General features: G+C 69.3%; 23 protein-coding genes and 1 riboswitch. Of the genes, 8 read left to right on the top strand and 15 right to left on the bottom strand.

Annotated features, from left to right (window positions below):
• Nucleotides 1-349: TonB-dependent receptor (locus ACE3T5_RS16165; protein ID WP_374669112.1), on the bottom strand; the 349-nt coding region annotated here is incomplete at its 3' end.
• A 72-nt stretch (nt 350-421) separates the two neighbouring features.
• Nucleotides 422-683: riboswitch (cobalamin riboswitch) on the bottom strand.
• Nucleotides 684-715: 32 nt separating this feature from the next.
• Here ACE3T5_RS16165 and zapB point away from each other — a divergent pair.
• The 3 genes from zapB (at nt 716) to ACE3T5_RS16150 (ending at nt 2,476) form a co-directional block, all read left to right on the top strand.
• Complete coding sequence (gene zapB / locus ACE3T5_RS16160; RefSeq protein ID WP_374668703.1) at nt 716-928, top strand: cell division protein ZapB; 213 nt, start codon at nt 716-718, stop codon at nt 926-928.
• On the top strand, nt 925-1,269 hold the full coding sequence (locus ACE3T5_RS16155; RefSeq protein ID WP_374669111.1) for a cell division protein ZapA: 345 nt from the start codon (nt 925-927) through the stop codon (nt 1,267-1,269). The genes zapB and ACE3T5_RS16155 overlap by 4 nt, the downstream gene beginning before the upstream one ends.
• Before the next feature lie 388 nt (nt 1,270-1,657).
• Nucleotides 1,658-2,476, top strand: coding sequence for a sulfite exporter TauE/SafE family protein (locus tag ACE3T5_RS16150; RefSeq protein ID WP_374669110.1), 819 nt, complete (start codon nt 1,658-1,660; stop codon nt 2,474-2,476).
• Between the two features lie 27 nt (nt 2,477-2,503).
• Here the strand turns inward: ACE3T5_RS16150 and ACE3T5_RS16145 are convergent, their stop codons facing one another.
• Nucleotides 2,504-3,502: a hypothetical protein gene (locus ACE3T5_RS16145; protein ID WP_374669109.1), complete on the bottom strand. Its 999-nt coding sequence runs from the start codon at nt 3,500-3,502 to the stop codon at nt 2,504-2,506.
• 65 nt (nt 3,503-3,567) lie between these two features.
• Here ACE3T5_RS16145 and ACE3T5_RS16140 point away from each other — a divergent pair, with 65 nt between their 5' ends.
• Entirely contained in the window at nt 3,568-4,266 is a 699-nt protein-coding gene (locus ACE3T5_RS16140) for an ArsR/SmtB family transcription factor (protein ID WP_374669108.1), read from the top strand.
• Between the two features lie 21 nt (nt 4,267-4,287).
• Here ACE3T5_RS16140 and ACE3T5_RS16135 read toward each other — a convergent pair whose 3' ends face one another.
• Genes ACE3T5_RS16135 through ACE3T5_RS16120 form a run of 4 tightly spaced genes read right to left on the bottom strand, consistent with a single transcriptional unit; the run spans nt 4,288 to nt 8,539 of the window.
• A complete protein-coding gene (locus tag ACE3T5_RS16135; RefSeq protein WP_374669107.1) occupies nt 4,288-5,079 on the bottom strand; it encodes an enoyl-CoA hydratase/isomerase family protein in 792 nt (263 codons plus the stop codon).
• An 8-nt stretch (nt 5,080-5,087) separates the two neighbouring features.
• Nucleotides 5,088-6,293, bottom strand: a complete 1,206-nt coding sequence (locus ACE3T5_RS16130) for a CaiB/BaiF CoA transferase family protein (RefSeq protein ID WP_374669105.1) — start codon at nt 6,291-6,293, stop codon at nt 5,088-5,090.
• A gap of 17 nt (nt 6,294-6,310) precedes the next feature.
• Complete coding sequence (locus ACE3T5_RS16125; RefSeq protein ID WP_374669104.1) at nt 6,311-7,276, bottom strand: Bug family tripartite tricarboxylate transporter substrate binding protein; 966 nt, start codon at nt 7,274-7,276, stop codon at nt 6,311-6,313.
• A gap of 33 nt (nt 7,277-7,309) precedes the next feature.
• On the bottom strand, nt 7,310-8,539 hold the full coding sequence (locus ACE3T5_RS16120) for an alanine--glyoxylate aminotransferase family protein (protein ID WP_374669103.1): 1,230 nt from the start codon (nt 8,537-8,539) through the stop codon (nt 7,310-7,312).
• 132 nt (nt 8,540-8,671) lie between these two features.
• Here ACE3T5_RS16120 and ACE3T5_RS16115 point away from each other — a divergent pair, with 132 nt between their 5' ends.
• From ACE3T5_RS16115 to ACE3T5_RS16100, 4 genes are all read left to right on the top strand, one after another.
• Nucleotides 8,672-9,355 (top strand): GntR family transcriptional regulator, encoded by a 684-nt coding sequence (locus ACE3T5_RS16115; RefSeq protein WP_374669102.1) that lies wholly within the window; start codon nt 8,672-8,674, stop codon nt 9,353-9,355.
• Nucleotides 9,352-12,405: an FAD-binding and (Fe-S)-binding domain-containing protein gene (locus tag ACE3T5_RS16110; RefSeq protein WP_374669101.1), complete on the top strand. Its 3,054-nt coding sequence runs from the start codon at nt 9,352-9,354 to the stop codon at nt 12,403-12,405. Before ACE3T5_RS16115 ends, ACE3T5_RS16110 begins: the two co-directional genes overlap by 4 nt.
• A gap of 34 nt (nt 12,406-12,439) precedes the next feature.
• Entirely contained in the window at nt 12,440-12,895 is a 456-nt protein-coding gene (locus ACE3T5_RS16105; RefSeq protein ID WP_374669099.1) for an N-acetyltransferase family protein, read from the top strand.
• An 82-nt stretch (nt 12,896-12,977) separates the two neighbouring features.
• Nucleotides 12,978-14,123 (top strand): YeeE/YedE family protein, encoded by a 1,146-nt coding sequence (locus ACE3T5_RS16100; protein WP_374669098.1) that lies wholly within the window; start codon nt 12,978-12,980, stop codon nt 14,121-14,123.
• Nucleotides 14,124-14,151: 28 nt separating this feature from the next.
• Here the strand turns inward: ACE3T5_RS16100 and soxB are convergent, their stop codons facing one another.
• The 9 genes from soxB to ACE3T5_RS16055 form a co-directional block, all read right to left on the bottom strand.
• Nucleotides 14,152-15,885: a thiosulfohydrolase SoxB gene (gene soxB, locus ACE3T5_RS16095; protein WP_374669097.1), complete on the bottom strand. Its 1,734-nt coding sequence runs from the start codon at nt 15,883-15,885 to the stop codon at nt 14,152-14,154.
• Between the two features lie 67 nt (nt 15,886-15,952).
• Entirely contained in the window at nt 15,953-16,621 is a 669-nt protein-coding gene (soxX, locus tag ACE3T5_RS16090) for a sulfur oxidation c-type cytochrome SoxX (RefSeq protein WP_374669096.1), read from the bottom strand.
• Between the two features lie 13 nt (nt 16,622-16,634).
• On the bottom strand, nt 16,635-17,441 hold the full coding sequence (gene soxA / locus ACE3T5_RS16085) for a sulfur oxidation c-type cytochrome SoxA (RefSeq protein ID WP_374669095.1): 807 nt from the start codon (nt 17,439-17,441) through the stop codon (nt 16,635-16,637).
• 97 nt (nt 17,442-17,538) lie between these two features.
• Nucleotides 17,539-17,850: a thiosulfate oxidation carrier complex protein SoxZ gene (soxZ, locus tag ACE3T5_RS16080; RefSeq protein WP_374669094.1), complete on the bottom strand. Its 312-nt coding sequence runs from the start codon at nt 17,848-17,850 to the stop codon at nt 17,539-17,541.
• A gap of 41 nt (nt 17,851-17,891) precedes the next feature.
• A complete protein-coding gene (gene soxY / locus ACE3T5_RS16075; protein WP_374669093.1) occupies nt 17,892-18,347 on the bottom strand; it encodes a thiosulfate oxidation carrier protein SoxY in 456 nt (151 codons plus the stop codon).
• Between the two features lie 88 nt (nt 18,348-18,435).
• Entirely contained in the window at nt 18,436-19,533 is a 1,098-nt protein-coding gene (locus ACE3T5_RS16070; protein WP_374669092.1) for a c-type cytochrome, read from the bottom strand.
• Nucleotides 19,517-20,875 (bottom strand): sulfite dehydrogenase, encoded by a 1,359-nt coding sequence (gene soxC / locus ACE3T5_RS16065; RefSeq protein ID WP_374669091.1) that lies wholly within the window; start codon nt 20,873-20,875, stop codon nt 19,517-19,519. Before soxC ends, ACE3T5_RS16070 begins: the two co-directional genes overlap by 17 nt.
• A complete protein-coding gene (locus tag ACE3T5_RS16060; protein ID WP_374669090.1) occupies nt 20,872-21,234 on the bottom strand; it encodes an ArsR/SmtB family transcription factor in 363 nt (120 codons plus the stop codon). The genes soxC and ACE3T5_RS16060 overlap by 4 nt, the downstream gene beginning before the upstream one ends.
• A 99-nt stretch (nt 21,235-21,333) precedes the next feature.
• Nucleotides 21,334-21,660, bottom strand: a complete 327-nt coding sequence (locus tag ACE3T5_RS16055) for a hypothetical protein (protein WP_374669089.1) — start codon at nt 21,658-21,660, stop codon at nt 21,334-21,336.
• Between the last annotated feature and the right edge of the window lie 235 nt (nt 21,661-21,895).

The raw sequence follows: 21,895 nt of genomic DNA, 5'->3' as shown, positions 1-21,895 counted from the left end.
CGGCGGTGGCCGAGCCGATGCGCACGCCATCCACCAGCAGGATGGTGTGGCGGTTCTCCGCGCCGCGGATGAACACGTTGGAGAGCTTGCCCCGCCCGCCATTGGCGGACATCTGCAGGCCGGCGTTGCGCGCCAGCAGCTCGGGCAGCGTGCGCGCGGTGGAGGCCTCGATCGCGGCGCGGTCGATGATCTGCACGTCGCTCACCAGCGCATCGGCGCGGGTGGCCTGGCGCGTGGCGGTGACCACGGTCTCGGGCAGGGTGGCGCGCGTCTGCGCGAGGGACGGAAAGGCGGCGGCCACGGCCAGCGGCAACAGGGCCGCGCGGGGACGCAGAGGTCTTGGAAACATGATGGAAGCGAAACGATGCGTGCCCTGCACCTGCTTCCCCGCAGGTCCTGGGCGACACGGCCGCACCCTCGCGGGCACGGCCACCGTGTTGGCCGGTATCCGGGCTGGCGGGCAAACGCACCGTCGCCTTCCCAGGCGCGCTGTTTCAGGCGCGCCCAGTGGCTGTCGTGGACGGGCGTTGGGACGGCGGAACCGCAGTTCCGCCACCCCGGCCGCTTACCGTTGCGGGGGCAGCGCAGGTTGGATGCGCCACCTGGGCGGCGCGCTCGTCCTGCTTCCCGTTGAACTGCGGCATGCGAACCACACCGCGAGCACCAACGCCTTGATTCTAGGGCGTTTTTCTGACCGGCCGCCTACAATCCCGGCATGGCCAGCGGCTCCCAGATCGACCTCCTCGTCGAACGCGTCGAGCGCCTGCTGGTGCGCCACGAGGAACTGCAGCGCACCAACGCGCTGCTGGCCGAGCAAGTGGAACTGCTCACGCAGGAGCGTGATTCGCTCAAGTCCCGCCTCTCCGCCGCGCGCTCCCGGGTCGATGCCCTGCTGGAACGCCTGCCGGATCTGAACACCCCCGCATGAAGCAGATCGAAGTGCAGATCATGGGCCAGAGCTACCGGCTCGGCTGCCCCGAGGGCGGTGAACAGCGCATGCTCGAAGCGGTGGAACGTGTCGACAGCGCCATGTGCCGCATCCGCGATGCGGGCAAGGTGAAGGCGCGGGATCGCATCGCGGTGCTGGCGGCGCTGAACCTCGCTTTCGACGTGCCGGATCGCTCCGCCGCGGCCCTGCCCGCCGCCGCTTCCGAGCCGTCGGCCGATGCGCCCGCTGGCGGCAGCGTCCCCATCGAGACCGATCCGCGCCTGGCCGCGCTCATCGGCCGGCTCGACCAGGCGCTCGGCGGCGACGGCCATCTCCTCTAGTCGCGCCGTGGTTGATGCAGCGCAAGCTGCAAGACCCGCGCACCGCGCCTACAATGCACTCGTCTGCAAGGCGTGCCGGACCTTATATGTCCTTGAACCAATGCTCATCGAGCACGGGCTTGGAACATCACCTGGTGAGCGTGATCGTCTCGCGTCAGATGAACCCAACGCCAGGTTGACCTGGCCCACCTGAACCCCGGTTCAGGCTGCCGGTCCGGTGGCATTGCAGACACCTCTTCCGCAAGCCCCGTGGTGGCCCGTGCACCACGGGGCTTTGCACATCTGCACGCAAAGGTGCTTCACCCGCACTGCGCCCGCGCGGGTCGCCCGCGCCTGCGACAATCCCCACGCGCTGCCGCAGTTTCGCCCGACGGTCACCGTCCCGCCCATGTCTCTCCTGTCTCCCGCCCTCATCATCGAACTCGCCCTGCTCGGCATGGGCACAGGCTTTCTGGCCGGACTGCTGGGCATCGGCGGCGGCATGCTGATGGTGCCGTTCATCACCATCATCCTCTCCGGCCGCGGCGTCGGGCCCGACCTGGCGGTGAAGATGGCCATCGCCACCTCCATGGCCACCATCATCTTCACCTCCGTCTCCAGCGTGCGCGCGCACCACAAGCGCGGCGCGGTCCGCTGGGACATCGTGAAGCGACTGTCACCGGGCATCGTGCTGGGCAGCATCGTCAGCAGCCTCGGTGTGTTCGCCCTGCTCAAGGGCAGCTGGCTGGCGGTGTTCTTCGGCGCCTTCGTCAGCTTCTCGGCCACGCAGATGTTCCTGGACAAGAAGCCCAAGCCCACGCGCCAGATGCCCGGCACGGGCGGCCAGCTCGCCGCCGGCGGCGTGATCGGCTTCCTCTCGGGCCTGGTGGGCGCTGGCGGCGGCTTCATCAGCGTGCCCTTCATGACCTGGTGCAACGTGGCCATCCACAATGCCGTGGCCACGTCGGCCGCGCTCGGCTTCCCGATTGCCGTGGCCAACGTCACCGGCTACGTGATCGCGGGCCAGGGCGTGCAGAACCTGCCTGGCGGCTCCTTCGGCTACATCTGGCTGCCGGCCCTGGCGGTGATCGCGCTGTGCAGCGTGTTCACGGCCCCGCTGGGGGCGCGCGCCGCACACGCCTTGCCGGTCAGCAAGTTGAAGCGCGTGTTCGCCAGCATCCTCTACCTGCTGGCCGCCTACATGTTCTACAAGGGTCTGACGAGCTGATCGGGGGCGGGCAACCCGCCTGCCCGCTCACGCCGCGAACACCGGAATCCGTGCGTTCGCCAGCGGCCGCCAGCCTCGCGCCGGCCCCGCGAAAGAGCCCAGCCTGTCCATGCCCTGCAAGGCCTGCAGCGCCGCCGTGGCGATGCGAAGCGACAGCGCTTCACCCGGGCAGGCATGCGGGCCGGCGCCGAACGGCGCCGTGCCAGCCAGGAGGATGACGACAGCATCCCCCGCCGCTAGGGACGCGCCGCCCAGTGTGAGCGGCTGCGCGGCCCATCGACGCGTGTGGTGGATGGCGGGGTCATGCTGCGCGACATCGGCCACCAGGGCGGCCAGGTCCGTCACGGCTGCGTCCGGCGGCGCATGCAGACGCACCAGCGTGTTGCCCAGCAGGCCTGCGGTGGCGTCGACCGCCTGCTGCATCAGCGCGATGCGGTTCGCCACTGCGGCCATGCTCAGCGCCGTCGCACCCATGGCGGCCCGCAATCGACTCGCGGCTTCCGAGGCCTCAGCGGCATCTTGACCTGAAGCCCCCGGAGCGATGCCACGCACGAAGGCCTGAACGTCCGCCACCATGGTGTCGAGCCGGGCATCAGGCACGCGCAGCAGCCGCGCCACCGCCTGGGCCGGGACCGCGTGGATCCAGGCATCCGCATCGGTTCGCGGCGCCAGATCCAGCGCCGCGCGCCGCGCCGCCTGGTCGATCGAATCGGCGGTCCAACGGGCCATGGGGTGCTCGACATGCAGGCGCAACGCAGCGTGCGTGTCGCCGTCGTTCATCCGGGCCAGGCCAGCGAACGAGTCGCCAGCTGCGGTGTGCAGCAACACCTTCGGCACCGGCTCGTCCTGGGGTCGCACCCGCAACGCAGGATGCCGCAGCGCCGCCCTCACCGCCCGCGGGCCGCAGACGATCCACAGCCCGCTCGCGGCCTCCCGCTGCACAGGCGGGCCTGCGCGGAGCCGGTCGTACCAGGCGTAAGGGCTGGGGTGGCGCGCAGCGTGCAGGATGTCGCGGGGTTCGTCCATGCCGGCAAGTGTCCGCGCCGGCCGCTCCATTTGTCGAGCAACAATGGTTTGGTTACCATCGAAGCATGGATGCTGAATCGGACATCGAGCGCATCGCGGCCACCATCGGTGATGCGAGCCGCGTGCGCATGCTGGCGCTGCTGATGGAGGGCCGCGCGCTCACCGCGAAGGAACTCGCGCTGGGCGCGGGCATCGAGCCCGCCACGGCCAGCAGCCACCTGAAGCGGCTGGAGGAGGACGGCCTGCTCGCCTGCGCCAGCCAGGGCCGGCACAAGTACTTCCGCTTCGCCACCGATGAAGTGGCGCGGCTGGTCGAGGGCCTGATGCGGGTAGCGCCGCGCCGCGCCGCAGTGGCGTCGGCCGGCACGCCGGCGGATCCCGAGCGGCACGCCCGCTTCTGCTACGACCACCTCGCCGGCGCGCTGGGCACGGGCCTGCTCGATCTGGCCCTGCAGAAGCGCTGGCTGCGTGACGATGAGGCGGCCGCCGGCCAGCTGGAGCTCACCCCCAGCGGCGAACGCGCCATGGCCCGCCTGGGCGTGGATGTGGAGGCTGCCGCGGCGCGACGTCGCCTCTTCGCGTGCCGATGCCTCGACTGGTCGGAGCGCCGCGATCACCTGGGTGGCGCGCTCGGGGCCGCGCTGGCGCATGAACTGCTGGCCCGGCGCTGGATCGAGCGGCGCAAGCACAGCCGCGTGGTACGCATCACACCGGACGGGCAGGCCGGACTGCGCGGCCTGGGCCTGCGCCTCGCGGAAGGCTGAACTGCTGGCCGCGTCTGAGCTTCAGCGACCGCGCCAGACCGGCGCACGCTTGCCCACGAAGGCGTTCACGCCTTCGCGGAAGTCCTCGCTGCCGTAGCAGCGGCGGATCAGATCCTCGGCGTCCGGCAGGTCGCGCTGCAGCAGCCGGTTGAGCGTGGCCTTGCCGACCTGCTGCGTCACCGGCGCCAGGGACGCGAGCCGCTGGCACAGCCGATCCGCCACCGCATCCAGCGCCTCGGGCGCAGCGACTTCAGTCACGTAGCCGCAGGCATGCGCCTCGTCGGCGCCGATCAGGTCTGCGAGCAGCAGCAGGCGCTCCGCCCGCGGGCGGCCGAAGGCCGCGACGAGCCGCGCCACGTTGGCTGCCGAGAGGCAGTTGCCCAGCGTGCGCGCGATCGGCACGCCGAACTTCGCATCGGGTGCGGCAACGCGGAAGTCGCAAGCTGTGGCGATGGCCAGACCACCCCCCACGCACCAGCCGCGCACCACCGCCACGCAGGGCATGGGCAACGACTCCAGCAAGGCCATGGCCGCATCGATGCGCCGCTCGTAGGCCACGCCGTCGTCGCCGCTCGCGAAGGCCTGGAACTGCGCGATGTCGGTGCCGGCCACGAAGGCATCCGGCCCTGCGCCCTGGAAGCGCACCACGCGCACCGACGCGTCGTCGCGCAGGCGCTCGCAGTGCGCCTGCAACTGCTCGTACATGGACCAGGTGAGCGCATTGCGCGCCTGCGGGCGGTCAAAGGTGATGCTCGCGATGGCGCCTTCGATGCGCAGATGCACAGCCCCTTCGGCGGCGGGTGTCGTCGTCATGCCGGCGCTCACGAGCCAAAGGCGCCGCCGGCGCGCAGCCGCTCGCGCGCCGCGGCGTCCAGGCCCAGCTCGGCCAGCACCTCCTCGGTGTGCTCGCCCAGCAGCGGCGGATGACGGCGCACCTGCTGCGGCGTGCCCGAAAGCTTGACCGCAAAGCCGATGCTGGGCGCGGTGCCCTCCACTGGATGGCCGATCGCCATGCGCATGCCACGCACGCGGGCGTGTTCGCTGTCGAAGGCCTCCGGGTAGCTCAGGATCGGGCCGGCGGGCAGGCCGTTGGCCAGCAGCGTCTCGACCCAATGCTCCTTCGTGTTCGTGCGGAAGGTCTTCTCCAGCTCGTCCTGCAGCGCCTGCCGATTCGCGAGGCGCAGTGCGATGGTGGTGAAGCGCGGATCTTCCAGCAGCTCCTCACGGTGCATCAGGCGGCACAGTTGCGTCCACAGCTTCTGGTTGTTGGCGCCCATCACGAAATAGCCGTCGCTGCAGGCCATGGCCTGGTAGGGCGCCGTCATCTTGTTGGAGGTGCCCAGCGGCTCGGGCGGCTTGCCCGTGCCCCAGTAGTCGCAGATGTCCCAGACCGAGAAGGCCATGGCGGCGTCGAACAGCGCCGCATCCACATACTGGCCCTGCCCCGAGTTCTTCGCGCCGATGTAGGCGGCCAGCGTGGCATAGACCGCGAACAGCGCGCAGCCGATGTCGGCCACCGGCACGCCGCACTTCACCGGCGGCGAATCGGGGTAGCCCGTCACACTCATCACGCCGCTCATGGCCTGGGCCATCAGGTCGAAGCCCGGTCGGTCCGCCCAGGGGCCGCTCTGCCCGAAGCCCGAGATGCTGGTGTAGACGAGGCGCGGGTTGACGGCCTTCACGTCCTCGTAGCCCAGGCCCATGCGGCGCAGCGCGCCAGGCCGGTAGTTCTCCACCAGGATGTCGGCGTCCTTCGCCAGCGTGAGCAGCACCTCGCGGCCGGCCTCGGTCTTGAGGTCCAGCGTCACGCTGCGCTTGTTGCGGTTCATGTTGAGGAAGCCGAGCGAATCGGCGCCCTTCATCTTGAAGCCCATGGCGCCGCGCGTCTGGTCCCCGGTGCCCGGCGGCTCGATCTTGATCACGTCGGCGCCCAGGTCACCGAGCAGCATGCAGGCGTAAGGGCCCGCCATGACCTGCGAGATGTCGAGGACGCGGACGCCCGAGAGGGGAAGCGGTCGCTGCGTCATGCGTGAGGGGGCGTCGCTCAGATCTCCACCTTCACGCCGGCTTCCTTGATCACCTTGGCCCACTTGGCCAGGTCCACCTTCATGAACTCGGCGAACTTCTCGGTGCTGCCACCGCCATCTTCCGCGCCGGAGGCGACGAGACGCTCGATCACGTCGGGCATCTGCAGGGCCTTGTTCACGTCTTCGTTCATGCGCTTGGCCAGTGCCACCGGCATCTTGCCGGGGCCGACCAGGCCATACCAGGTGGTGGCCTCGAAGCCGGGGAAGCCCGACTCGGCCATCGTGGGCACGTTGGGGTACGACTTGGCGCGCGCCTGCCGCGTCTGCGCAATCGGAATCGCCTTGCCGCTCTTCACATGGGGCGTGGCGGCCGTCATGGTGTCGAAGCTGTACTGCACCGTGCCGCCGATCAGGTCCGTCAGCATCGGGCCGGAGCCCTTGTAGGGCACGTGGATCGCCTTCACGCCGGCCTGCAGCATGAACATCTCCAGCGCCAGATGCTGGGCCGACCCGTTGCCTGCGGAGCCGAAGCTCACCTTGCCCGGGTTCTTCTTGCACAGCTCCACGATGTCCTTCACCGTCTTGGCGGGCTGCGACTCGTTGCAGATCAGCAGGTTGGGCGTGACGCCCACCATGGCGATGGGCTGGAAGTCCTTCTCGGCGTCGTAGTTCAGCTTCTGCAGGCCCGGCACGATGGCGTGGCTGTTGATGTGCGCCATGTGCAGCACCGTGCCGTCGCCGGGCTGCTTGGCCACGAAGTCGGCGGCGATGGTGCCCGATGCGCCGGCCCGGTTCTCCACGATGATCTGTGTCTTCCACATCTCGCCGAGCTTCTGGCCGATGACGCGCGCCAGGATGTCGGTGCCGCCCCCAGGCGCGAAGCCCACGATGATGCGCACCGGCTGGGTGGGCAGTGCCTGTGCGCGCACCAGGGGAGCAGCGAGCGTGGCGGCGACACCGGCGGTGAAGGTTCTGCGTTGCATGGGGTTGTCTCCTGTTTGTCGTGAAAGGTCGGGTCAGGCGGCCTGCCGCAGCGCCACCGGCGCGGCATGCGAGGCGAAGTAGTCCATGGCGGCCTGCACGCCGGAGCCGGCGAGCTTGACGCCGGCCAGCTTGAGGCCCATCTCGCAGCCCGAGAGCGCGGCCATCAGCGTGAGGTCGTTGCAGTCGCCCAGGTGGCCGATGCGGAACATGCGCCCCTTGATCTTGCCCAGGCCGGTGCCCAGCGAGAGATCGAAGCGCTCATAGATCAGCTTGCGCACCGCATCGGCATCCACGCCTTCAGGCATGACCACGCCGGTGAGCACGGGCGACTGGCTCGCAGCTTCCGTCACCTGGATCTCCAGGCCCCAGGCCCGCACCGCCGCGCGCACACCCTCGGCCCAGCGGCGGTGGCGGGCGAAGGTGCCTTCCAGCCCGCCATGCGCGGGGTCCAGCAGCATGTCGCAGGCCTCCGCCAGGCCGTACAGCAGGTTGGTGTTGGGCGTGTACGGCCAGTAGCCGGTCTTGTTCATCTCCAGGATCTCGTCCCAGGCCCAGAACGAGCGCGGCAGCTTCGCCGAGCGCGAGGCCTCGATGGCCTTGGGTGACACCGCGTTGAAGCTGATGCCGGGCGGCAGCATCAGGCCCTTCTGCGAGCCGCTCACGGTGACGTCCACACCCCACTCATCGTGCCGGTACTCGGCGGACGCCAAACCGGAAATGCTGTCGACCAGCAGCAGCGCGGGGTGCTTCGCAGCGTCGATGGCGCGGCGCACGGCGAGGATATTGCTGGTGGCGCCGGTCGACGTCTCGTTGTGCACCACGCACACGGCCTTGATGGCGTGCTGGGTGTCGGCCTTCAGGCGCTCCTCGATCAGGTGCGCCTGCACGCCCTTGCGCCAGCCCTCGGTGCCGGGCAGGCCGATCGACTCGGTCTTCAGGCCGAGGCGCGAGGCCAGGCGGTTCCAGAGGCTGGCGAAGTGGCCGGTCTCGTACATCAGCACGGGGTCGCCCGGGCTGAGGGTGTTGACCAGCGCGGCCTCCCAGGCGCCGGTGCCGGAGGCCGGGTAGATCATCACCGGCTGCTTCGTCTGGAAGATGCGCTGCATGCCGGCCAGCACCCGCAGGCCCAGCACGCCGAACTCCGGCCCGCGGTGGTCGATGGTGGGGTGGCTCATCGCGCGCAGGATGCGGTCCGGCACGGGCGAGGGGCCCGGGATCTGCAGGAAGTGGCGGCCGGTGGGGTGGAAGTCGAGCGTGACCATGCGATGCGGGAACGGGGGTTCCGGTGGAGGAAATCGAGCGCGCATTTTTTGCATACAAAACACGGAAGTCAAGCAAAACTGCTTTGCCCCCAGTGGCTTGACCGATTTCAACAGTGCATACAATATGCCACCATGACGGCCGAAGTGATTGCCATCCCGCGCGCCGCGCTGCACGAGCAGGCCGCCTCCCGCCTGCGCCAGATGCTGGTGGAAGGCCAGATCACGCCCGGCGCCAAGCTCAACGAGCGTGAGCTGTCGCAACTGCTGAACGTGTCGCGCACGCCCCTGCGCGAGGCCATCAAGCGGCTGGCCGCCGAGGGCCTGGTGGAGCTGCTGCCCAACCGCGGCGCCATCGCGGTGGCCCTCACCGAGGCGGACGTGCTGAACACCTTCGAGGTGATGGCCGGCCTGGAGGCACAGTCCGGCGAACTGGCCGCGCAGCGCATCACCGAGGACGAGTTCGCCGAGATCCAGGCCATGCACTTCGAGATGCTGGCCGCCTACACCCGGCGCGACCTGTCGGCCTACTACGCCCTCAACTCGCGCATCCACTCCGCCATCAACGCGGCCGCCAAGAACCCGGTGCTCGGCGCCGTGTACAGCCAGGTCAACGCCAGGCTGCAGGCGCTGCGTTTCCGCTCCAACCAGGACGGCGCCAAGTGGAAGCGCGCCGTGAAGGAACACGAACAGATGATCCTCGCCCTCGCGGCACGGGATGCCAAGGCCATGCGCGACGTGCTGCTCACCCACCTGGCCAACAAGCGGGATGCGGTGCTGGAGCAGCTGCGCCGCACCGCCGCCAAGGGCGCCGCATGAACGCCCCACTCCCCATCCAGGTCACCGGCGGCGCCGCTGCCTACGAGCAGGTCTCGGCCCTCTCCAACGAGGTCGCCGGCCGCCTGGCCCAGCGCCTCGCCGCCGAGACCCAGGGCGAAGTGCTCTTCACCCCCGCCGACCGCGGCCGCTACGCCACCGATGCCTCCATCTACCAGGTCATGCCCGTGGGCGTGCTGGTGCCGCGCGCAGTGGAAGACGTGCGCATCGCCATCGACATCTGCCGTGACCTGAAGGTGCCCATCGTGCCGCGCGGCGGCGGCACCAGCCAGTGCGGCCAGACGGTGGGCGCAGGGCTGGTGATCGACTTCTCCAAGCACCTGCGCCGCGTGCTGCAGGTGGATGCCGAGGCGCGCACCGCCACGGTGGAGCCGGGCCTGGTGCTGGACCACCTGAACGGGCAGCTCAAGGCGCAGGGCCTGTGGTACCCGGTGGATGTGTCCACCGCCGCGCAGGCCACGCTGGGCGGCATGGCGGGCAACAACTCCTGCGGCAGCCGCAGCATCGCCTACGGCAACATGGTCCACAACGTGCGGGGCGCGAGCGCGTGGACGAGCGACGGCATCCTGCATGACTTCGGCCGCTTCGACCACGCCACCGGCGCCGTGCGGCAGCTCGGCGAGCGCGTGCGCGAGCTCGCCTGCCGCCTGGTGCCGGAGATCGAGCAGCGCTGGCCCAAGGTGCTGCGCCGCGTGGCCGGCTACAACCTGGATGTCTTCCACCCGCAGAGCGTTCGCCCCTACACCGCCGATGGCGCGGTGAACCTGTCGCACCTGCTGGTGGGCAGCGAAGGCACACTGGCGGTGACGCGCAGCCTCACCCTGCAACTGGCGGAGCTGCCGCGCGCCCGCGTGCTGGGCGTCATCAACTTCGGCAGCTTCCACCAGGCGATGGACAGCGCGCAGCACATCGTGAAGCTGGGCCACGGCACGCTCACCGCGGTGGAGCTGGTGGACCGCACGATGATCGATCTGTCGCTGCGCAACCCGGCCTTCGCGCCCACGGTGCGGCAGGCGCTGATCGGCGAGCCCGAGGCGCTGCTGCTGGTGGAGTTCGCTGGCGCCGACCGCGCGGCGCTGCTTCGCCATCTCGATGACCTGGTGGCCTTGATGGGCGACCTGGGCCTGCCCGGCAGCGTGGTGCGCATGCCCGATGAAGGCCCGCAGAAGGCCCTGTGGGAGGTGCGCAAGGCCGGCCTCAACATCATGATGAGCCTGCGCGGCGACGGCAAGCCAGTGAGCTTCATTGAAGATTGCGCGGTGCCGCTGGAGCACCTGGCCGAATACACCGCGGCGCTGACCGAGGTGTTCCGCCGCCATGGCACCAAGGGCACGTGGTACGCCCATGCATCGGTGGGCACGCTGCACGTGCGGCCCATCCTCGACATGCGGCGCGACGGCGCGGCCCGCATGCGCGCCATCGCGGAAGAGGCCTCCGAGCTGGTGCGCCGCTACAAGGGCGCCTACAGCGGCGAGCACGGCGACGGCCTGTGCCGCGGCGAATGGGTGCAGTGGCAGTTCGGCCCGCGCATCCACGAGGCCTTCGGCGAGATGAAGCGCCTGTTCGATCCCGCCGGCCTGCTGTGCCCGCAGCGCATCGTGGATGCGCCGCCGATGGACGACACGCGGCTGATGCGCTTCAACCCCGGCTACCGCGTGATCCCGCTCGTGCCCGCGCTGGACTGGCGCGCGTGGGATGTGCAGAACGACCCCGCCACCGAAAAGACCACCGCGCCCGGCACCGGCGGTGACCCCGCGCTCGGCTTCGCCAAGGCGGTGGAGATGTGCAACAACAACGGGCACTGCCGCAAGTTCGACGCCGGCACCATGTGCCCGAGCTACCGCGTCACGCGCGATGAGCAGCACCTCACCCGCGGCCGCGCCAACACGCTGCGCCTGGCGCTGAGCGGGCAGCTCGGCCCCGACGGCCTGGCGAGCGAAGCGGTGCGCGAAGCCATGGACCTGTGCGTCGGCTGCAAGGGCTGCAAGCGGGATTGCCCCACCGGCGTGGACATGGCGCGCATGAAGATCGAGTTCACCCAGGCAGACCGGCGCAAGAACGGCTGGACGCTGAAGGACAAGCTGGTCGCCCGCCTGCCCGACTACGCGCCGCTGGCCGCGCGCTTCGCACCCCTGCTGAACCTTCGCAACCACAGCCAGCTGCTGGCCGGCGTGGGCGAGCGCTTCACCGGCTTCGCGGCTGCGCGGCGCTTGCCCAAGTGGCATCGCCGGCACTTCTTCAACGACCCCGCGCGCACCGCCACCCGTGAGGAGGTTCTGGCCTCCGGCCGGCCGGTGGTGCTGTTCGTCGACACCTTCAACGGCTACTTCGAATCGGTGAACGCCCGCGCGGCCGTTCAGGTGCTGCAGGCGGCTGGCTACACGGTGCACATCGCCGCCAAGGCGCAGGCCGATGGCAAGGCCCTGTGCTGCGGCCGCACCTACCTGGCCACCGGCCAGGTGGACGAGGCGCGCGCCAAGGCGGGTGAACTGCTGGCGGCGCTGCAACCCTTCGTGGACCGCGGCATCGCCATCGTGGGCCTGGAACCCTCGTGCCTGCTCACCCTGCGCGACGAGTTCACCGCCATGGGCTTCGGCGAGCAGGCCGAACAGGTGGCAAAGCACGCGCTGCTGCTGGAGGAGTTTCTCGCCCGCGAGGCCGGCGCCGGCCGGCTGGAGGCACTGAAGGCACGGCTGAAGCCGATGGACAAGCCGCTGCTGGTGCATGGCCATTGCCACCAGAAGGCCTTCGACGCCGTCTCGCCAGTGCTGCAGGTACTGAAGCTCATCCCCGGCGCCAACCCGCGCCTGATCGAGACCAGTTGCTGCGGCATGGCCGGCAGCTTCGGCTACGAGGCCAGCCACCAGGCCGTATCGATGCAGATGGCGGAGCTGTCGCTGCTGCCCGCCATCCGCGCCGAGCCCGACGCAGTGGTCGTCGCCGACGGCACGAGCTGCCGGCACCAGATCATCGACGGCGCGCAGCGGCGCGCGGTGCACGCGGCGGTGCTCCTGGTGCGGCAGCTGGGGTAGCGCAAGCCCATTCCACCCCATGCACAATGCTCGGGTGCCCGCCGCCCCCTGCCTCATCCGCGCCGCCCTGCCCTCTGACGAAGCCGCCTGGCGGCGCCTGTGGGCGGGCTACTGCGACTTCTACGACGCCCACGTACCCGAAGCAGTGACGCGCCGCACCTGGGTGCGCATCCTCGATCCCGATTCGGCGGTGATGTGCATCGTGGCCGAGGTCGACGGCGCAGTGGTCGGCTTCGCCAACTGCGTGGTGCACCTGGGCACCTGGGAAACCGAGTCGCTCTGCTACCTCGAAGACCTGTACGTGGACCCGGCGGCGCGCGGCAAGGGCATTGCCTCGCAACTGATCGAGTGGCTGCGCAACGCCATGCGGGCCGAAGGCTGGGCCCGCCTGTACTGGATGACCCGCGCCGACAACGCGGCGGCGCGCGCGCTGTACGACCGCTTCACGCAGGCGGATGGCTACGTGCGGTACGTGCTGCGGCAGAAGTAACGGGGCCCTTCCGCCGCCCTGCCCGGCAGGCATGCACCCTTTTTTCTAGAATGGAGGGCTGTCCCCGACCCTTCCCGCCCCCATGCCCGCCGAACTCACGCCCGCTGCCGCCACCCGATTCGTCGTCTGGGGCGGTCTTTTCCTGGGCCTGGTGCTGGGCGTGGTGGGCCAGGCCACCCGCTTCTGCGTGCGGGGCGCCATTGCCGACTGGGTGATCTTCCGCGGCCCGGGGCGGCTGGTGTCGTGGCTGCTGTCCATCGCGGTTGGCGCGGTGGTGATCCAGGTCATGCTGTCGGCCAACCTGTTCGACGCCAGCCGCACCATCGCCTGGAGCGACCGCTTCGTCTGGCTGTCGGCGCTGGTGGGCGGGCTGCTGTTCGGCTACGGGATGATCCTGTCCGGCGGATGCCCGCAGCGCAGCCTGGTCAAGGCCGGCAGCGGCAACCTCAAGTCACTCGTCACGCTGCTGGTGCTGGCGATTGCGGCCGCCATGACGCTGCGCGGCGCCTTCTCCGGCCTGCGCGTGGGCTTCCTCGACACCTGGGGCGTGAGCCTGGGCTTCCCGCAGGACCTGGGCTCGCTGATCGGCAAGGCCGTCTCGCTGCCGCCCGGCGCGGTGCGCTGGGTGATCGCGCTGGCCGTGCTGGCGGCGGTGGTCGCCTATGCCTGGAAGGTGCGCGCCTCGCTGGAGCGTGGCCACTGGGTCGGCGGCATCGTGGTCGGCCTGCTGGTGGGCGCGGCCTTCTACCTCACCGGCCGCATCGGCTTTCTCGCCGAGCACCCGGAGACGCTGGAGCCGGCCTGGCTGGGCACGCAGTCGCGTCGCCCCGAGGGCCTGACTTTCTCCGCCCCGCTCGCGCACACGCTGGACCTGCTGACGCTGTGGTCGGACAAGGCCACCGTGGCCACCTTCGGCGTGATGATGGCCCTGGGCGTAATCGTCGGCGCGTTCGCTTCCGCCAAGCTGCGCGGCGACTTCCGGCTGGAAAGCTTTAGCAGCCCGCGTGAACTGGGGGAGCACCTGGTGGGCGGCGTGCTCATGGGCTTCGGCGGCGTCACCGCCGTCGGTTGCTCCATCGGCAACGGCGTGACGGGCCTGGCCCTGCTCTCGGCGGGCGCCCTGCTCGCCACGGCCGGCATCACCGTTGGCGCCCTGCTCGCGTTGCGCGTGCAGATGCGCCAGTCCGAGCGCGGGACCGCACCCGCCGCCACGCCGCGCGCCGCCTGAAGGCAGCGGCGCGCGCCGGTCCGCGGCCTCAGGCCGCGTAGCCCGGGTTGGGAAGGCCGCCCGTGATCTTGGGCATGTTCACCTGGCGCGGTGCCACCTTGCCGCCCTTGGCCTTGAACCAGTCTTCCACCAGTTCCCACACCGGGCGCGTCTTCGCCTTGGCGGCCTCTTCGGAGACCGGCGCCCAGCCCGCCACCTTGTAGGTCTTGCCGGCCTCGATGGGCTTGCCGCCCAGGCGCATGTCCTCGATGCGCTTGCCGGCGCCCGCCGTGGGGTTGCAGGTGTACTGCAGGCCGCCCACGCGCACCATGTCACCGCCCTGCTGGTAGTACGGGTCGGGGTTGAACAGGTTGTCGGCCACGTCCTCCAGCACCGTCTTGATCATCTCGCCGCTCATCGCGGTGACGGTGGTGTACGAGTAGGTGGTGGCCGTCATGTCCATCAGCCACTCGCGCGTGATCGGCTGGCCGGGCAGCAGCGTGGTGCCCCAGCGGAAGCCGGGCGAGAAGGCGATCTCGGCACCCTGCACGTCCATCAGCGCGTCCAGCAGGAGCTGGTCGCCCGAGCCGTTGAAGTTGCCGCGGCGGTACAGCAGGCCCTCGGTCACGGCCAGCTGCTGGGCGAGCCGCGCCTCATACGGGCCGCGGATCTTCTGGATCAGCGCTTCCATGCCCGCGTCCGCCGGCAGCATGTTCGCGAAGACCGGCAGCAGGCGGTAGCGGAAGTCCGTCACCTGCTTGCCCTTCACCTCGAAATCCATCACGCCCAGGAACTTGCCGTTGCTGCCCGCGTTGGTGACGAGGGTCTTGCCACCCTTGTTGCTGATGACGCTGGCCACCGGCATGCCGTCGTGCGTGTGGCCGCCGAAGATGGCGTCGATGCCGCTCACGCGGCTGGCCATCTTCAGGTCGACGTCCATGCCGTTGTGACTGAGGACGACCACGACGACCGCGCCCTTGCCGCGCACCTCGTCCACCATCTTCTGCATGTTGGCGTCCTGGATGCCGAACTCCCAGTCAGCCACCATGTAGCGCGGGTTGGCAATGGGCGTGTAGGGGAAGGCCTGGCCGATGATGGCGACCGGCACGCCGTTCATCTCGCGGATCACGTAGGGCTTGAACACCGGGTCGCCGAAGTCGGCGGTCTTGATGTTCTGCGCGACGAAGTCGACCTTGCCCGCGAAGTCCTTCTCGACGATCTCCTTCACGCGCTCCATGCCGAGCGTGAATTCCCAGTGGCCGGTCATCACGTCCACACCCAGCAGCTTGCAGGCATCCACCATGTCCTGGCCGTTGGTCCACAGCGAGGTGCCGGAGCCCTGCCACGTGTCGCCGCCGTCCAGCAGCAGCGCGCCCGGCCGGCTGGCCTTCAGGCGCTTGACCAGGGTGGCCAGATGCGAGAAGCCGCCCACCTTGCCGTAGCGGCGCGCGGCCGCCTCGAAATCGAGGTAGGTCAACGCATGCGCCTCGGCGCTGCCCGCCGGCACCTTGGCGACCTTCAGCAGATGCTCGCCCACCAGGTGCGGCAGCTGCCCCTGCATGGATCCGATGCCCAGGTTCACGTTCGGCTCGCGGAAGTGGATGGGTTTGAGCTGCGCGTGGCAGTCGGTCATGTGCAGGAACGACACGTTGCCGAAGCGCGGCAGGTCGTACAGGGCGCCGGCAGCCGTCTGCGCGTCGGCATCGGACCAGCGGCCCAGACCCATGCCGGCCACCGAGGCCGCGCCCAGGACCTGCAGGAATTCGCGCTTGGAGAGGTTCATATCAGCGTTGACTTATGGTTGCAATTCAAAAAAAGGCGGGCCGCGAACGGCCCGCCCTGGTGCGGGACTACTTGTTCACGGGCGAAGCCGGGTCCAGCAGCAGCGCCATGATGTGCTTGATCTGCTGCTCGGTCAGGTTGCCCATATGGCCCGAGCGGGGCATGTTGGAGCAGGCGTTGTAGGCCTTGGCGTTCCAGATCTTGCCCCAGGTGTATTCCACGATGGGCTTGGCGGCGGCGCTGTTGGGATCCGCCACGCCGCGGATCTTGCCGTAGTTGTAGAGGCTGGGGCCGATGGTGCCGAACGAGATCTCTTCCTTGCTGATCTGGTGGCAGTTGTAGCAGTTGCCACCGTTGACCGTGGTCGCGGTATCGGTCCAGGTCATGCCACGGCCGCTCTGCGCAATCGACTCACCCTGCTTCCAGTCGCCCAGGAACTTGCCGTCGGAAGGCCACTTGATGGTCTTCAGGTTGTCGGCCTCGATGCGCTTGGCCACGGCCGCATCCAGCGGCTTGCCGGCCACATCGGCCTGGTTGCACAGCTTGAGCGTCTCGTCGATCTGCGTCACGCGCTCGACCTTCGCGATGCCCTGGGTGCGGAAAGCCGCCTTGACCATGTCGTCGGCCAGCTTGTCCAGGTCCGCCGCCGAAGGGCCGGTGGCGCAGCCTGCGGCCACGAGTGCAGCGGCGAGGCCGCCGCCCAGGAGCTTCCAGTTCGTGGTGATTCTTTTCGTCATGCTCGTGCCTCCTTCAGCGCTTGATGGTCGGGGCGGCAGACTTCGCGCCCTTGGCGTTGACGCCGAGGTAGACGGACAGCGCGGCCAGCGCGTCGGCACCGAACTCGGGGTACGGGAAGCGCTGCTGGCGGTAGCAGTCGTTCAGGCGCAGCTGCATGCTCCACATCTGGCCGTTGGAGACGCGGTAGGCGGGCCAGGCTGCGAAGCCGATGCCATCACCGGGGTTCTTGGTGAGGTTGGGCAGATCCTGCAGGCGGATGCGCTTGCCGTCCTCGCCATGGCAGGAGGCGCACGAGAAGTCGTGCGTGCCGCCCCGCATGAAGAACATGCGCTTGCCCACTTCATAGGCGGTGCGCTCGGCCTCGTGGCCCTGCGGCAGGTTGAAGCGCAGGCCCTTGGACTCGGCCGAGACCCAGGTGGCCAGGGCCGTCACGTTGGCCATCTCGCCGCGACCGAACGGCGTCTTGGCGATCTCGGCGGCGTTGAAGCCCTGCAGCGTGGCCATGCAGTGCACGAGCCTCGTCTCCAGATCCTGCACCTTGTTCACGTCCGCGAAGTAGCGCGGCAGTTCCACGAAGGCGCCCTTCACCACGCCGGGGCCCTTGCCCAGATCGCACTGTTCGAGCGATGCGTTCTTCGGGCCGCGCTTCTGCTTCCAGAGCGCCTCGCCCTTGGCCTCGAACAGGTCCGCCGGGTTGCCGTCCGCCAGCATCTGGCGGTATTCCTCGATCGACTCGACGGCCGATTTCTGCGCCAGCGCCGTACCGGAGGCCGCGAGTGCGGCCACGGCAAGCGCCAGGGTGGTGTTTGTCTTCCTCATGGGCCTTCCTTCTTCGTTGTGAAAGCGATGCAGCGCCGGCAGGTCCCGGTCGCCCGGCGGGACGCGCAGGCCCGCCGAAGGCGCGAAGCGCGCGGACTCAGCTGATGGTGGCTTCGTCGGTGCGCGTGTCGCCCTTGTTGTCCTTCCAGGTGACGGACACCTTGTCGCCGGCCTTCGCACCCTTGATGGTGAACTGCAGGAACGGGTTCTTCGAGACCGCGGGGCCCCACTCGGCGCTGAACACGGGCTTGCCGTTCAGGCTGGCGGTGACGTTGGTGATGTGCCAGGCGGGGATGGTCTTGCCCGCGCTGTCCTTGCGCTGGCCGGTTTCCATCTCGTGGCTCATGAGAACGCGCACGACGGCGTTGCCGCCCTGTGCCTGGGCGCGGATGCGCATCGGATCTGCCATTTCAATCTCTCCTGATTCGGGGTAGGGGGCGTGCGCCGGGATCAGCCGCCGCAGCCGCCGAGGGTGACCTTGACTTCCTTCTTCGCGAAGAAGGCCTTGCCGTCGGCGGTGATGGCCACGGCGTACACGTCGGACGTCTGGCCCATCTTGGCGCGGGTGGAGAAGTTGGCCTCCACCTCGGGGGTGACGTCGAACTTGGCGACGAGCGCGTTGGGGTTCTTCTCGACCATCAGCAGCAGGTGCTTGACACCGGCCAGGGTGGTGGCGGCGCCGATCGGCACCACGGCGCCGTTCTCGGCGATGTCGGGCGCGGTCAGCGTCACGTTCTTGCTTTCAACGGGTGCGCCAGCGCCATAGGCCTTGGCGGCGTCCGCCACGGACTTGGCGTCGAACGCCGCCTTGTTGAAGGCAAAGGCCTCGCGCGGGAAGAGGCCGGTGGCCGCCAGCAGGCCGGCCACGGCCAGGGACTGCTTGAGGGTGTCACGTCGGTTCTGCATGGATGCTCTCCAGTGGATCGAATAGTTAAGCGGATGCTAATGTGAATGGTCCGCAGCGGTGCTCCGGACTATCCCTGTCTTCAGCTCATCAGGGAGCTGCCCCAGTGGCCAGCCAATTGGCGATGGTACGCGCCTCCTCGGCGCTCAGCGTCTGCGGGGGCATGGGGATGTTGCCCCACACGCCCTGCCCGCCGCTCCTGATCTTGTCCGCCAGGTAGTCGGCCTTGCCGGCGTGCTTCTTGGCCACGTCGGCCCAGCTCGGCCCCACCAGCTTGGCGGCGGGGGCGTGGCAGGCGGTGCAGGTGTTCTTCTGCAGCAGCGCGGTAGGGGCCTTGCCGGCGGCGGGCGCTGCCGGCGCGGGTGCGGCGGCCGGCCTGGCCGTGGCTGGCGCGGCCCCGGGCGGCCGGGTGGTGTCGGCGCCGTGCTGGGCACCCACCAGGCGGTTCTGCTCGGCGAGGTTGCCATGGGCATTGCGGGCGAAGTCCGGCAGCATGGAGGCCACCTTGGCTTCGACCGCGCAGTCCTTCATGCAGGCGGTGCCGTTCACGTCCGGCTTGCCGGTGCCCTTGAACTCCTTGCCGGGCCACATGCCGTGCGCGGTGGTGAAGCCATTGCGGTTGGGCATGCGCTTTTGCACGTCGGCGATGTTGGTATCGCTGAGCACGAAGTCATCCGGCACGACCTGGCCCAGGTTCAGCAGGAACGCAGTCACCGCGTAGACCTCTTCGGTCGTCAGCGACTTCGGCGCGTTCCAGGGCATGGCCCGGTTGATGTAGTCCCACAGCGTGGAGACGGTGGCCACCTTCATCAGCGTGGTGCGCCCCGGGTAATCGGCCCGCATGAGGTTGGCCACGCGGCCGGTCTCGATGTCCTTCGCGGTGGTGCCGCCCACGAGCGGGCTGAACACCTCGTTCGATTCACCGAAGATACCGTGGCAGGAAGCGCATTTGCCCTCCCACACCTCCTGGCCCTTGTTGACGGAGCCCGAGCCCTTGGGCAGGCCCTTGAAGTCGGGGCGCACGTCGATGTCCCACGCGGCCACCTCGGCCGGCGTCGCGGCGCGGCCGATGCCGGGGAATCGCTGGCCCTGCTGCGCCTGCGCGTGCACAGCCTGCGCCGACAGCATCGCGGCACCCAGCGCCAGCGCGCCGATCACGCGGACCTTCTTTTCAACCCAGCTGGACATTGCGCACCTCGCCGCTTTCCTGCACCAGCCAGGACTGGATGGCGTTGTTGTGATAGATCGAGCGCGAGCCGCGCACCGCGCGCAGCTGCCGGTAGTTGGGCTGCACGTGGCCCGTGTCGTCGGTCGCGCGGCTCTGGATGATGGCCGGCTTGCCGTCCCACACCCAGTCGAGGTGGAAGCGCGTGAGGCACTTGTCCATCACGGGGCCCTGCAGGCGCGCGCGGCGCCAGTTGCGGCCGCCGTCGACCGACACGTCCACATGCTTGATCTTGCCGCGGCCCGACCAGGCCAGGCCGGTGATGTTGTAGAAGCCCTGGTCCAGCAGCACCTGGCCGCCGGAGGGCGTGGTCACCACGCTCTTGACCTCCTGGATGCTGGTGTACTGGCGGTGCGTGCCGTCCGGCATGAGATCCACGTAGTGGATGGCCTCGTCCTTGGTGGCGTAGGGCTGGTCGCCCACCTCGATGCGGCGCAGGTACTTCACCCAGCTCACGCCCTGCACGCCCGGCACCACCAGCCGCAGCGGGTAGCCCTGCTCGGGGCGCAGCATCTCGCCGTTCTGGCCGTAGGCCACGAGCACCTCGCCCGAGCGGATCAGGCTCATGGGGATGGTGCGCGTCATGGAGGAGCCGTCGGCCCCCTCGGCGAGCACGAACTTGCCGTTCACCAGGTCGGCGCCGGCCATCTCCAGCAGGGTGATCAGCGGCACGCCGGTGAACTCGCTGCAGGAGATCATGCCGTGGGTGTACTGGCAGGTGGGCACGGCCACGTTGCCCCACTCCATGCCGGTGTTGGCGCCGCACTCGATGAAGTGGAAGCGGCTGACCGAGGGCAGACGCATGATCTCGTCCATGGTGAACACCTTGGGCGTCTTCACCATGCCGTTGAGCATCAGGCGGTGCTGGCTGGGATCGATGTCCCACCAGCCCTGATGGTGCCGCTCGAAGTGCAGGCCGCTGGGCGTGACGATGCCGAACAGCGACTGCAGTGGCGCGAACGAGACCGAGGCCTGCGTCGTCTGCGTGAGGCCGGGGCTCTGCCGGCGCTGCACGTTTCGCTCGTACTGCGAGGGCTTGCCGTAGCCGTCCGTCACCACGGGTTGGCCCAGGCCCTTGGAGTGCGCGGGCAGTTCCAGGATGGCGGGGTCGCCCGCGGGCTGCTGCGCGCGCGCCGGCATGGCGACCGCGCCGGCGGTGGCGGCGGCCGCGGCGAAGGCACCGCGGATGAAGTCACGCCGGCCCTTCTTGCCCTCGGCAAAGACGGTGCGGACGCCCGTCGGGTCCAGGAAGCTCTCCGGCGCCTTCAGCAGGCGGCCGGAGGGCTGGGTTTCGTCTGGTTTCACTGCATCTCCTTGGGGAAATCGATGTTCTCGTTCAGTTCAGGTCCGTCTTCGCGGCTCGGCAGCAGGCTGCGGACCGCGCGGCTCAGCAGCGGCGCGGCATCGTCATGCAGCCGGTAGTACACCTGCGCGCCTTCGCGCCGCCGCGCCAGCAGGCCGGAGCGGTACAGCAGCGCCAGGTGCTGCGACACGCTCGGCTGGCCACCGCCGACGCGGGTGCGCAGTTCCGACACGTTCAGCTCGCGGCCGGTCAGCGCGTCCAGGATGCGCAGGCGCGCGGGCGCGGCCATCAGCCCAAACAGCTCCGCCGCCTGCTCGAAGACCTGACCCGACACGTCGAACGACCCTTGCGCGCTGCTCACAATTCGTCTATCTGGATATTACGATGTACGAATATATAGATTGCCGGATGGATCTGACACAGGGTTTACACGGGTGGGGCGCTGACAGCCGCCAGCCGGCTACTTGAACCGGTAGTGGTCGCGGTTCAGCACGGCCGCGATGGCCGTCACGTCTTCCGGGAACAGGCCGAGGTTCAGCTCGGTGTTGCACTGCTCCACCATGCCGCGCAGGAAGCCGGGCGTGTTGATCCGCCCTTGCGGCTTGTAGATCGCGGAGCCGTCACCGCCGACCTTGCGCACGTGGCACTCGACGCACTTGTTCTCGGCGATCAGCCGCGCACCCAGCACGAGATCCGCGTCCTTGAAGACGGCCTGCGCGGTCTGCGCGTGCGCGGCCAGGCCCGTCAGGGCCAGCACGCCTGTCACCACCATGAGGGCCGGATGCATGTGTCGTCTCCGCGGGTGAAGCCCGCCGGTGCCAGCATACAGCGTGCGCGTCATGAACGGTCACTCGCGCTCCCTCGTGGTGACTCGTGGTGACTCGTGGTGACTCGTGGTGACTCGTGGTGACTCGTGGTGACTCGTGGTGACTCGTGGTGACTCGTGGTGACTCGTGGTGACTCGTAGGCTGGGGTGGAGCGCCAGCGCCACCCCAGCGCGTGCACGCGGTGACCGGCCGTGT

Origin of the sequence: Ramlibacter sp., from assembly GCF_041916345.1 — a bacterium.
Classification (GTDB): domain Bacteria; phylum Pseudomonadota; class Gammaproteobacteria; order Burkholderiales; family Burkholderiaceae_C; genus Ramlibacter.
Note: the sequence above shows the minus strand (reverse complement) of the source record. Positions and strands in the feature narration are given on the sequence as shown.